The organism is Enterobacter sp. UCD-UG_FMILLET (genome assembly GCF_000762975.1).
GTDB classification, from domain to species: Bacteria; Pseudomonadota; Gammaproteobacteria; order Enterobacterales; family Enterobacteriaceae; genus Enterobacter; species Enterobacter dykesii.
This window is the reverse complement of sequence record NZ_JRJC01000038.1, coordinates 32,269-44,355: the sequence shown is the minus strand read 5'-3', so window position 1 is coordinate 44,355 and position 12,087 is coordinate 32,269. Positions and strand designations below refer to the sequence as shown.

The 12,087-nt window shown below is 60.9% G+C and carries 10 protein-coding genes; 3 read left to right on the top strand and 7 right to left on the bottom strand.

Translation table 11 applies throughout. From position 1 onward, the window contains the following. Positions 1-65: 65 nt before the first annotated feature. Positions 66-1,586 (bottom strand): methyl-accepting chemotaxis protein, encoded by a 1,521-nt coding sequence (locus tag LA04_RS19080; RefSeq protein ID WP_047652769.1) that lies wholly within the window; start codon positions 1,584-1,586, stop codon positions 66-68. Between the two features lie 435 nt (positions 1,587-2,021). Here LA04_RS19080 and ygjG point away from each other — a divergent pair, with 435 nt between their 5' ends. Then, the gene (ygjG, locus tag LA04_RS19075; RefSeq protein ID WP_047652768.1) at positions 2,022-3,401 is read left to right on the top strand and encodes a putrescine aminotransferase; all 1,380 of its coding nucleotides are present in this window, start codon (positions 2,022-2,024) and stop codon (positions 3,399-3,401) included. Between the two features lie 81 nt (positions 3,402-3,482). Here the strand turns inward: ygjG and lsrG are convergent, their stop codons facing one another. From lsrG to lsrA, 6 genes are read right to left on the bottom strand one after another with little or no spacing between them, the layout of a single operon-like run. Continuing rightward, complete coding sequence (gene lsrG / locus LA04_RS19070; RefSeq protein ID WP_023333521.1) at positions 3,483-3,776, bottom strand: (4S)-4-hydroxy-5-phosphonooxypentane-2,3-dione isomerase; 294 nt, start codon at positions 3,774-3,776, stop codon at positions 3,483-3,485. Then, positions 3,773-4,660, bottom strand: coding sequence for a 3-hydroxy-5-phosphonooxypentane-2,4-dione thiolase (lsrF, locus tag LA04_RS19065; RefSeq protein WP_047652767.1), 888 nt, complete (start codon positions 4,658-4,660; stop codon positions 3,773-3,775). Before lsrF ends, lsrG begins: the two co-directional genes overlap by 4 nt. Positions 4,661-4,671: 11 nt before the next feature. Beyond that, a complete protein-coding gene (lsrB, locus tag LA04_RS19060; protein ID WP_047652766.1) occupies positions 4,672-5,673 on the bottom strand; it encodes an autoinducer 2 ABC transporter substrate-binding protein LsrB in 1,002 nt (333 codons plus the stop codon). 1 nt (position 5,674) lies between these two features. Continuing rightward, the gene (lsrD, locus tag LA04_RS19055) at positions 5,675-6,652 is read right to left on the bottom strand and encodes an autoinducer 2 ABC transporter permease LsrD (protein ID WP_047652765.1); all 978 of its coding nucleotides are present in this window, start codon (positions 6,650-6,652) and stop codon (positions 5,675-5,677) included. Next, on the bottom strand, positions 6,653-7,684 hold the full coding sequence (gene lsrC, locus LA04_RS19050; protein WP_047652764.1) for an autoinducer 2 ABC transporter permease LsrC: 1,032 nt from the start codon (positions 7,682-7,684) through the stop codon (positions 6,653-6,655). Then, positions 7,681-9,168 carry an autoinducer 2 ABC transporter ATP-binding protein LsrA gene (lsrA, locus tag LA04_RS19045; RefSeq protein ID WP_047652763.1) on the bottom strand — a complete coding sequence of 496 codons (1,488 nt, stop codon included), beginning with the start codon at positions 9,166-9,168 and terminating at the stop codon, positions 7,681-7,683. Before lsrA ends, lsrC begins: the two co-directional genes overlap by 4 nt. A gap of 215 nt (positions 9,169-9,383) precedes the next feature. On the opposite strand from lsrA, the gene lsrR reads away from it, so the two are divergent. Both lsrR and lsrK read left to right on the top strand, forming a co-directional pair. Next, the gene (gene lsrR / locus LA04_RS19040) at positions 9,384-10,352 is read left to right on the top strand and encodes a transcriptional regulator LsrR (protein ID WP_047652762.1); all 969 of its coding nucleotides are present in this window, start codon (positions 9,384-9,386) and stop codon (positions 10,350-10,352) included. A gap of 34 nt (positions 10,353-10,386) precedes the next feature. Then, positions 10,387-11,982 (top strand): autoinducer-2 kinase, encoded by a 1,596-nt coding sequence (gene lsrK, locus LA04_RS19035; RefSeq protein ID WP_047652761.1) that lies wholly within the window; start codon positions 10,387-10,389, stop codon positions 11,980-11,982. The last annotated feature ends 105 nt before the right edge of the window (positions 11,983-12,087 follow it).

Here is a 12,087-nt window from a genome sequence, read left to right as displayed (position 1 = left end):
AACCAGAAAAATAAAAAGCCGCTTATTCCTTACGGAATAAGCGGCTTTTTTGGAACATTACTGGCTCAATGAAGTACAGTCACCGCATCCTTGAGGCGTCCGGCGCGGTGCTTCACCATAGCAGAAATGTGCGCGCTCTCCTCGACCAGGTCGGCGTTTTTCTGCGTGATGCTGTCGAGTTCAGCCACCGCGCGGGTCAGCTCTGACAGCCCGGTTGCCTGCTCGGAGGTCGCGTGGCTGATCTGGGCGATAAGCTGCGTCACGTTTTTCACCTGTACAACGATATCATCCATCGTGCGGCCTGCGGCATGCACCTGCTCAGAGCCGGACTGCACCTTGCTGGCGCTGGCATCAATGAGTTTACGAATATCATTGGCGGCGCTGGCGCTGCGGCTGGCGAGATGGCGCACTTCGCCTGCGACCACGGCAAAACCTTTTCCCTGCTCTCCTGCCCTTGCCGCTTCAACCGCCGCGTTCAGCGCCAGAATATTGGTCTGGAAAGCGATGTCGTTAATCAGGGAGGTAATCGAGCCAATCCGCTGCGTGCTGTCGGCAATGTCATCCATGGTTTTGACGACGGTCTGCATCGCATTGCCCCCTTTCGTCGCCGCGCTGCTCGCGGCCACGGAGAGTTTGTCCACCTCGGCGGCGGTTTCAGAGTTACTCTGAACGGAAGCGGCCATCTGGTTCATTGTCGCGACGGTCTGCTGCACGTTCGCCACGGTCTGACGCGTGCGATCGTTCAGGTCTTCATTTCCCTGCGCCAGCCTGTCGCTGCCGTCACGGACGCTTACCACCTGGCTAGACACGTCATTAATCAACCAGCGGCACATCAGGCCCAGTTGCCCGACCGCGCGCAGCGTCAGCCCGAGCTCGTCGCTGCGGTTCAGATGCTGCACGCTATTGCGCTCGCCGGTTGCGACCTTCAGGGCCTGTCGCGCCACATTCTCGATAGGGCGGACAATCTGTTGCTCAAACAGCAATGTCCCCAGCAGCATCACCACCGCGGCAGCAACCAGCGGCATCCACCCGGCGGAGGTCGCGACCAGCGTGGCGGCGAGCAGGGCAAAAAGCACCGCCATCACGCTGCGCACGCGCCAGCGCAGCGGCATCGCCGGCAGTTTGCCCAGCCAGCCTTTTCCAACCACCAGCCCTTTATGAATACGTTTTTTACAGCGCCCGTCGTTCAGCGCCCGGTAGAGCGGCTCTACGGCGGCAATCTCTTCCGCGGTGGCTTTGGTGCGAATGGACATATAGCCCGTGACCTGCCCGTGGCGCACCATCGGCACCGCATTCGCACGCACCCAGTAGTGGTCGCCGTTTTTGCGCCGGTTTTTGACAATCCCGCTCCACGGCTCGCCCTGCTGCAGCGTGTACCACATATCGGCAAACGCGGCTTTTGGCATATCGGGGTGACGAACCATATTGTGCGGCTGGCCCGTCAGCTCATCGAGCTGGTAGCCGCTCACCTGCACAAAGGTGTCGTTGGCGTGCGTGATGTAGCTGTGGACGTCTGTGGTAGACATTAAGGTGGTGTCATCGTCCAGAGGATATTCATTCTGGGTGACATAGGTTGGAGAGGACATCGTGGGCATCCCTTGCAGGTTATTTGAATGTTAATTTTGTGGGTCAATGTTTTTTCGGCGGTAAACAATTTATCTTTAGTTGTTAAACTTGATGAAGATCGCAGATTTGACTTAAACCATACTTTTTGTACGATTTTATAATTCATTGATTTCAAATACTTTCGTAAAGAAATTACCTATAAAGCATGACCAGTTAACGCCCACTTAAGTTGCAGCGAATGCACTTCTTTAGTGCAGATGCGCTTTTCCGCCTACATTTATCCTTTCTGTCCTGTACGGCTAAATCCCGTTTAGGTTGCTCCGGCATGATTAAATATTGTGCAACATTAATTTAACCTGGCGTTTATCCCGATTTTCGTTAAGTCATCTGAAGTGGCGTAATCCCTGCAATACTTAAACCAGTATCATGTGATACGCGATCCCCGGGAGCACATTTTGAACAGGTTACCTTCCAGCGCCTCGGCTCTTGCCTGTACCGCGCACGCACTGAATCTCATTGAGAAGCGAACGCTCGATCATGAGGAGATGAAACAACTTAACCGAGAGGTCATCGATTACTTTAAAGAGCACGTCAATCCAGGGTTTCTTGAGTATCGCAAATCTGTTACCGCCGGCGGGGATTACGGAGCCGTAGAGTGGCAAGCGGGGAGTCTTAACACGCTTGTCGACACCCAGGGACAGGAGTTTATCGATTGCCTGGGTGGTTTTGGTATCTTCAACGTGGGGCACCGTAATCCAGTTGTGGTTTCCGCCGTACAGAATCAACTTGCGAAACAACCTCTCCATAGCCAGGAACTGCTCGACCCGCTTCGCGCCATGCTCGCGAAAACGCTGGCGGCCTTAACGCCCGGCAAACTGAAATACAGCTTCTTTAGCAACAGCGGCACGGAATCGGTCGAAGCGGCGATAAAACTCGCCAAAGCGTACCAGTCGCTGCGCGGGAAATTCACCTTTATCGCCACCAGCGGCGCGTTCCACGGTAAATCTCTGGGCGCACTGTCTGCTACCGCCAAATCCACCTTCCGCAAACCGTTTATGCCGCTGCTGCCGGGCTTCCGCCACGTGCCGTTCGGCGACATTAACGCCATGCGCACCGTGCTGAGTGAATGCCGTAAAACCGGCGATGACGTGGCGGCGGTGATCCTCGAGCCGATTCAGGGTGAAGGCGGCGTGATCCTCCCTCCGCAGGGCTATCTGCCTGCCGTGCGTCAGCTGTGCGATGAGTTTGGCGCGCTGCTGATCCTCGACGAAGTCCAGACCGGGATGGGGCGCACCGGCAAAATGTTTGCCTGCGAGCACGAGAACGTGCAGCCGGACATCCTGTGCCTGGCGAAGGCGCTCGGCGGCGGCGTGATGCCGATTGGCGCGACGGTGGCTACCGAAGAGGTGTTCTCGGTGCTGTTCGACAACCCGTTCCTGCATACCACCACCTTTGGCGGTAACCCGCTGGCCTGTGCGGCCGCGCTGGCAACCATCAACGTGCTGCTGGAGCAAAACCTGCCCGCGCAGGCGGAGCAGAAAGGCGACATGCTGCTGGACGGCTTCCGTCAGCTAGGCCGGGAGTATCCGGACCTGGTGCAGGATGCGCGTGGGAAAGGGATGCTGATGGCAATTGAGTTTGTCGATAACGAAACCGGCTACAGCTTCGCGAGCGAGATGTTCCGCCAGCGGGTGCTGGTGGCCGGGACGCTCAACAACTCGAAAACCATCCGCATTGAACCTCCGCTGACGCTGACGATTGAGCAGTGCGAGCAGGTGCTCAAAGCGGCGCGTAAAGCGCTGGCAGCGCTGCGGGTGAGCGTGGAAGAGGCGTAATTCCTCGCGGTCATGAAAAACGCCGGGTGGCGCTAACGCTTACCCGGCCTACATAATCAACACAATCTCTTACCCGTACAGCTACTCCGGCAACAACCCAACAAAACTGCGTTTCTTACGCGGCTCCGACATCAGCTCTTCAAGCCTATCCACGCACGCCAGGTAGTGCGGGGTTTGCTTATGCGCCAGCACCGCCTCCTCGTCTTTATAGGCCTCGTAGATAAAGAACCGGGTTTTCACCCGCGGGTCCTGCAATACGTCAAAGCGCAGGTTTCCCGGCTCCTTGATTGCCCCCTCGTGGTTGGCGCGAAACACCTCCAGAAACTCGTCCACCCGCTCGGGCTTGATGTTGATCTCCACCAGCGTCACGTTCATTTTGCTTCTCCCTGTTTCTCTTCCTGCCAGAACTGAAACGCGTCACGGGCATTCCAGTTCTCGTGAACCACTTTCTTCACCGCCTTCAGCATGGCGAGCGGCGCGCTGGACTGGAAGATGTTGCGCCCCATGTCCACGCCGGACGCCCCCTGGTCGATCGCCCGCCAGCACATCTCCAGCGCCTCGTGCTCCGGCAGCTTTTTGCCCCCGGCGATCACAATCGGCACCGGGCAGCTGGTGGTCACTTTTTCAAAGCCCTCGTCCACGTAGTAGGTTTTGACGAACTGCGCCCCCATCTCGGCGGCAATGCGGCTGGCCAGCGAGAAATAGCGAGCGTCGCGCGCCATCTCCTTGCCGACGCCCGTCACCGCCAGCGTCGGCATGCCGTAGCGCGCGCCCGCGTCCACCAGCTTGATGATGTTGTTGATCGACTGATGCTCAAATTCGCTGCCGATATACACCTGCGCCGCCACCGCGCAGACGTTCAGGCGCAGCGCGTCCTCCATCGCCACCGCCACGCACTCGTTCGACAGCTCGCCCAGAATCGAGTTACCGCCCGAGGCGCGCAGCACCACCGGTTTGTTGGTGGCGGCTGGCACCTGGCTTCTCAGGATACCGCGCGTGCACATCAGCACGTCGGTTTCGCCAAACAGCGGCGCGATGGAGAGATCGATACGCTCAAGGCCGGTGGTCGGCCCCTGAAAGTAACCGTGGTCAAAGGCCAGCATCACCGTGCGGTTGCTCTGCGGGTTGAAGATGCGCGAAAGCCTGGACTGCATGCCCCAGTCCAGCGAGCCGCAGCCCTTCAGGGTGTAAGGCACATTCTGCTGCGGCGTGCCGATGCCAAAATCCTTGCCGTCTTTGATGTCGTCTAAATCAGCCATTTGCTCCCCCGTCAGAAATCGTATTTGCTGATGTTCTCTTTGGTGAACACCACCCGCTCCGGCAGCAGCACGATGCCGTTGCCTTTCGCCTCATACTGGTAGCCCTGCACGCTGTTCGGCTCGACCTTCAGCGCGCCGATATTTTTGACGTCCACGCTGTCGCCGACGTTAAGATCGCCTTTTTTCAGCAGGCGATCGGCGACATTGACCGCAATTTTGCCCTGTTGCACCACATCCCACAGGCCGAAGGCTTTTACCGTGCCGCGCTCAACGTACGGGCGCATCACGTTCGGTGTGCTGAAGCCGACAATCGCCACCCCTTCGCGCTTCAGATTTTCCGCCGCCTGCGCCGCAGCCGGCAGCGCGTTGGCGTCCGGGGCGATGATCGCATCCAGATCCGGATACGCTTTTAAGATCCCTTCGGCGGTTTGCAGGGATTTGGTGGCATCGTTATAGCCAAATTGGGTCGTCACGACCTGCCACTGAGGGTGGTCTTTCTCGATTTTGGCCTTCGCCTCTTTCACCCACTGGTTCTGGTCGGTTACGGTCGGGCTTGAGTAGAAGAACGCCACTTTGGCATTGGGTTTGGTTACCTGTTTGCCCGCCATCTCCACCAGCAGGCCGCCCAGCTGTTCCGGCGTCCCTTGGTTGATATAGATGCTGCGGCACTCCGGTTTGGTGTCGGAATCCCAGGTCAGGACCTTGACGCCGCGCTGCATCGCGCGCTTGAGCGCCGGGCAGAGGCCGTCCGGCGACACGGCGGAGACGATAATGGCGTTATAGCCCTGGTTGACGAAGTTATTGATGAGCTGCACCTGGCCAGAGACGCTCGGCTCGGTCGGGCCGTCGTAGGTCACGTCCACGCCGAGGTCTTTCCCCGCCTCTTTCGCGCCGTTGCCGCCGCTGGTGAAGAAGCCCACGCCCACCAGCTTCGGGATAAAGGCAATGCGGTCCGCCGCCTGCGCCGAAGCGAAGCTGAGGGCCATTGCCAGGAAGAACAGTTTTGTTTTCATCTTACGCTCCGGATAGTTTTCTAAAGAGAGATCGCACCCATTCGCGGTGCAGACTCAGCGAACGCCCCATCACCACCACAACCAGCAGCGCCCCTGACAGCGCGCTCGACACCTGGTTGGGGATGCCGACCATCTGTAAACCCTGCTGCAGGTAGCCCACCAGCAGTGCCGCCAGCGCGGTACCCACAACCGAACCTGAACCGCCGTAGATATTCGCCCCGCCAAGCACGGCGGCGGTGAGCGCAGGCATCAGCAGATCGCGGCCCAAATCCGAACGCGCCGAGCCGAAGTAGGAGACCATCACCAGCGCAGCAATGGCCGAGGCCACGCCCACCAGGCCGTACAGCGCGTAGGGCATGCCGTTCACCGACAGCGCCGCATAGCGCGCCGCGCGAGGATTCTGGCCGATTAAAAACAGATGACGGCCAAAGCGCCCGCGGTGGGTAATCAGCCAGAAGAAGACGGTAATCACCGCGAACAGCACCAGCGGGATCGGCAGACCCAGCACCGTGAGGTTAGCGAACGCCGTGAAGCTGTCCGGGAAGCCGCCGATGCCCTCGTAGCCCGTCGCCCCGGCCATGCCGGAGAGCAACAGCGCGCCGCCGCCGTAGAGGTAGAGCGTGCCGAGGGTGATAACCAAAGGACTGATGCCGGTGTAGTGGATCAGCGCGGCATTAAATAATCCGCACAGCAGGCCGAGCAGCAGCGTCAGCGGAATAGCGACCGCCATCGGCCACCCGGACTGCATCATCACGCCCAGCGCGATGGCGCACAGGCCGATGGTTGAGCCGAGGGAGATGTCGATCCCGCCGCTGATGATCACAAGCGTGAGCGGCAGCGCTACGATGCCGATGCAGATAAAATCGCTGGTGCTGAACAGCAGCATGTTGATGTCGAGCATGCGCGGGTTGATGGCGCCAAAGAGCAGGATCTCCAGCACCAGCAAAATCAGCAGCGCGCTTTCCCAGTTAAGCCTCATTTACGCCACCTCTTTTTTGCGTTTGGGAAACGGGGTGACGTGCTTTCCCCCTCTGTTACCCGGCTGGAAGCGACCGTACTTCAGCGCCCGCTGATGGCGCGCCAGCGCCTGACGCAGACGTCCGTCGAGCACCAGCACGCCCAGCAGCACCAGCCCGGCGATAAAGTCGTTCCACCACGCCGGGAGCCTGAACAGCACCAGCACGGTATCGATTTGGGTCAGGAAGAAGGCGCCCAGCAGCGCGCCAATCAGCGTGCCGGTGCCGCCCAGCAGCGAAATACCGCCGAGCACGCAGGCGGCGATGGCCTTCATCTCCAGCCCGCTGCCGGTCTGGTTGGGCACAAAGCCAATCTGCGCGGCAAAGACGATCCCGGCGCAGGCCGCCAGCATGCCGTTCAGGGTAAAGGCGAGCATCCGCGTGCGGTTCACCGCCACGCCCAGCTGGCGCGCGGCGGCGAGGTTATCCCCCACCGCGTAGAAATCACGCCCGAACGCGGTGCGCGAGAGCGTCCACGCGCCGGTGACCGCGATAATCAACACCAGCATGCCGAGCGGCGAAATGCCGATGGCGGCAGGCTCAGAGAGGGATTTCAGCCCCGGCGGCAGCCCCTCAATCCACTTTCCGCCCGTCCAGAGCAGCATCGCGCCGCGGTACAACCCCAGCGTGCCGAGGGTGGCGACAATCGCCGGGATGCGCAGCCCCACCACCAGAAAACCGTTGAACGCACCGGCCAGCGCGCCAATAGACAGCGCGAAGAGAATGGAAACGGGCAGGCTGTAGCCGCTGTTCAGCGCCACGCCGACGGCAATGGCGGACAGCCCGACGGTTGAGCCGACGGACACGTCGATATTGCGGGTCAGCATTACCAGCGCCGCGCCGATGGCCAGCAGGATCAGGATCTGCGAGCTGGCGAAGATCATCCCCAGCGTCTGCAGGCTGAAGTAGGACGGGTTCAGGGCGACCAGCACGGCGAACAGCGCCAGAATGGCGAGAAACGCGCTCAGCTCGCGGTTTTTGAGTAAGGTCTTCATGATTGGCCTCCAAACGCCAGCGCCATCATTTTGTCGAGGCTGACGGCGTGGCGCGGCAGCTCGCCGCTGAGCACGCCCTGATGCATCACCAGCACGCGGTCCGCAAGGCCCGGGAACTCGTCAAGATCGCTTGAGATCATCAGCACCGCCACGTTCTGCGCCGCCACGCTTTTTATCAGCTGGTAGATGTCGGCGCGCGCCGAGACGTCCACCCCGCGCGTGGGTTCATCGACAATCAGCAGCAGCGGATTGGCCTCCAGGCAGCGCGCCAGCAGCACCTTCTGCTGGTTGCCGCCGGAGAGCGTGCGCACGGTTTGATCCGCATGGTTGAGCTTGATCCCCAGCGCCCGGTGGTAGCGCTCCACCACCGCAGACTCCCGCTTGCGTTGCTGCCAGAGAGACGGCTCGTTCAGCGCCACGGTATTCCAGCGGATCGGCGCGTCGAGGAACAGGCCGGACACCTGCCTGTCCTCCGGCAGATAGACCAGCCCTTTTTCCAGGCGTGAACTTACCGGATCGCCGGTGATCTCCTGGTTTTCCAGCCAGATGCGGCCCCCGCGTACCGGCCGCAGGCCGTAGAGCGTTTCCGCAAACTCGGTGCGCCCGGATCCCACCAGCCCGGCCAGGCCGACGATTTCCCCGGCGTAGATCTCAAGGCTGAGATCGATAAACCCTTCCCCGGTAAGATCCTCCACCCGTAGCACCGGGAAATCCTGCGGCTGCGTGCGGCGGTTGCCCGGCAGCGCCAGCCACAGCTTTTGCGTATCGCTGAGGGATTTCTCCCTGCTCACTGGCGTCATGGCGGCGATCAGGGCGCTGTCGTCAAACTGCGCGGTTTCACCGCTCAGCACCACCGCGCCGTCGCGCATCACCGAGACGTGGCTTGCCAGCTGGCGAATCTCCGGCAGCTTGTGCGAGATAAAGACAATCCCGACGCCGAGCGCCTGCAGGGCGCGGATCTGGCGGAACAGCCGCTCGGTTTCGCCGGGCGTGAGGGAGGCCGTGGGTTCGTCGAGGATCAGGATCCTGGCGTTGCGCATCAGCCCGCGCAGGATCTCCACCATCTGCTGATCCGCCACTTCCAGGGTGCTGGCAGCGGCGTCGAGGTTAAGCTGGCACTGTAGCTGCTGGAGCTTCTCCACCAGCCGCTTTTCCAGATCGCGTTCGCGCGGCAGGCGAAACAGGATATTTTCCCGCACCGTCAGGTTGTGGAACAGCAGCGGCTCCTGCGGCACCAGATAAATGCCTAACCCGTGCGCCTGAGCGGGCGTGAGGCGCGCATATGACTGCCCCTCGACGGAAAGTTCACCGCTGTCCGGCGTTTCCACCCCGGCGATGATCTTCATCAGCGTCGATTTTCCCGCGCCGTTTCCGCCCATCAGCGCGTGCACTTGGCCCGCAAGCAGCGTGAAATCTATGCCTTTTAGAACCGGCACGCCTGAGAACTGCTTGCTGATATTCCGCGCGTCGAGAAGTGAGGTCATCATCGCTCCGCTATTGAACAAATGATTTTTAGATTTAATAATGTTCAAAAGCGTAGACGGTGAACTATATTTACAACCGTGCAGGGATCACAGTTTTATCGATTGAGATACAGATAAACCAGAAACGATCTAAAAGATCCGTTTTGTCGCGTGGCTCACACTTTCCCTTCGCGCCATCACGAACATATGATCTAAATTTTTATAAGAGTTCAACTATGAGCGATAAACGCACTGCGGAAGAAGGACGGTTTGCCGGGCTGGCACTGGCGGAAGAGGAACTCGTGGCGCGCGTGGCCTGGTGCTACTACCACGACGGATTAACCCAGAACGACATCGGCGAGCGGCTCGGGCTGCCGCGCCTGAAGATCTCCCGCCTGCTGGAAAAAGGCCGTCAGTCCGGGGTGATCCGCGTGCAGATCAACTCCCGCTACGAGGGCTGTCTGGCGCTGGAGACCGAGCTACAGCAGCGTTTTGGCCTGAAGCTGGTGCGCGTGATGCCCGCGTTAAATACGCCGCCGATGAACGTGCGGCTCGGCATTGGCGCGGCGCAGTCGCTGATGGGCGTGCTGGAGCCCGGCCAGCTGCTGGCGGTGGGGTTTGGTGAAACCACCATGAGTAGCCTGCAGCACCTGAGCGGCTTTATCAGCTCGCAGCAGATCCGCCTGGTGACGCTCTCCGGCGGCGTCGGGCCGTATATGACCGGTATCGGCCAGCTGGATGCGGCCTGTAGCGTCAGCATGATCCCCGCCCCGCTTCGCGTGTCATCCGCAGAGGTTGCCGGGATCTTAAAACGCGAGACCAGCGTGCGGGACGTGATCCTCGCCGCGACGGCCGCCGACGTGGCGGTGGTCGGCATTGGTTCGGTGAACCAGCGCCGTGACGCCACGATACTGCGATCCGGCTATATCAGCGAAGGTGAACAGCTGATGTACGCCCGCAAAGGCGCGGTCGGCGACATTCTCGGCTATTTCCTTAATGCCGATGGCGAGTGCGTCGAGGAGCTGGAGATCCATAAAGAATTACTGGGCGTCACGCTCGATGAACTGGCGCAGCTGCCCACCATCGTTGGCGTGGCCGGAGGGGAAGAGAAAGCCGATGCGATTTATGCCGCACTGAAGGGTCGCCGTATCAATGGCCTGGTGACGGAGGAGACGACAGCCCGCGCGGTGCTGGCCCTGACGTAACGGGCATGCCCTGCGCTAACAACGAGGCAAGCTCATGAGTTACCTTTTAGCGTTAGATGCAGGGACAGGCAGCGTTCGCGCCGTTATTTTCGATTTACAGGGCAACCAGATTGCCGTCGGCCAGGCCGAGTGGAAGCACCTGAGCGTGGAGAACGTGCCGGGATCGATGGAGTTCGACCTCGACACCAACTGGCGGCTGGCCTGCCGGTGCATTCACCAGGCGCTTGAGCTGGCGCATCTGAGTAAGGCGGATATTCAGTCCGTCGCCTGCTGCTCCATGCGCGAAGGGATCGTGCTGTACGACCGCAACGGCGAGGCCATCTGGGCCTGCGCCAACGTCGACGCCCGCGCCAGCCGCGAGGTGGCCGAACTCAAAGAGATCCACGACGACCGTTTTGAATCCGAAGTGTATGAGGTTTCCGGCCAGACGCTGGCGCTGAGCGCCATGCCGCGCCTCCTGTGGCTGGCGCACCATCGTCCGGATATTTACCGCAAGGCCGCCACCATCACCATGATCAGCGACTGGCTGGCGGCGAAGCTCTCCGGCGAGCTGGCGGTCGACCCGTCTAACGCGGGCACCACCGGCATGCTGGATCTGTTTTCCCGCGACTGGCGTCCGGCGCTGCTCGACTTGGCCGGGCTGCGCGCAGATATCCTCTCCCCGGTGAAAGAGACCGGCACCGTGCTGGGCGCGATTACCAAAGAGGCCGCACAGCAAAGCGGCCTGCGCGAGGGCACGCCGGTGGTGATGGGCGGCGGCGACGTGCAGCTGGGCTGTCTGGGGCTGGGCGTGGTCCGCGCCGGCCAGACGGCGGTGCTGGGCGGCACCTTCTGGCAGCAGGTGGTCAACCTGCCGCTGGTGCGCACCGACCCCGAGATGAACATCCGCGTGAATCCGCACGTTATTCCCGGCATGGCGCAGGCGGAGTCGATCAGCTTCTTCACCGGGCTGACCATGCGCTGGTTCCGCGACGCCTTCTGCGCCGAGGAAAAGCTGATTGCCGAGCGGATGGGGATGGACACTTATTCCCTGCTGGAAGAGATGGCGAGCCGCGTGCCGGCGGGCTCCTACGGGGTGATGCCGATCTTCTCCGACGCGATGCATTTCAAGCAGTGGTACCACGCCGCGCCGTCGTTTATTAACCTCTCCATCGACCCGGAAAAGTGCAACAAAGCGACGCTGTTCCGCGCCCTGGAGGAGAACGCGGCGATCGTCTCGGCCTGCAACCTGGCGCAGATCTCGCGCTTCTCCGGCGTGACGTTTGAAAGCCTGGTGTTTGCGGGCGGCGGGGCCAAAGGCGCCCTGTGGAGCCAGATCTTAAGCGACGTCACCGGGCTGCCGGTGCGCGTGCCGGAAGTGAAAGAGGCGACGGCGCTCGGCTGCGCGATTGCCGCAGGCGCGGGCGCGGGGCTGTTTGCGGATATGGCCTCGACGGGCGAGCGGCTGGTGAAGTGGAGCCGCGAGTTCACGCCGAACCCGCAGCACCGCGAGCTGTACGACAGCATGATGCAGAAGTGGCAGGCGGTATATGCCGACCAGCTCGGGCTGGTGGACAGCGGGCTGACGACGTCGATGTGGCAGGCACCGGGACTGGTGCGGACATCCCCCTCACCCCGGCCCTCTCCCTGAGGGAGAGGGTTAGGGTGAGGGCATCAGGCCACACCAATATTTGAATCCCATCACAATCACTGCATTCGCCTTTTCCCTTTTACTCCCCGCTGGCTAAATTAGTAA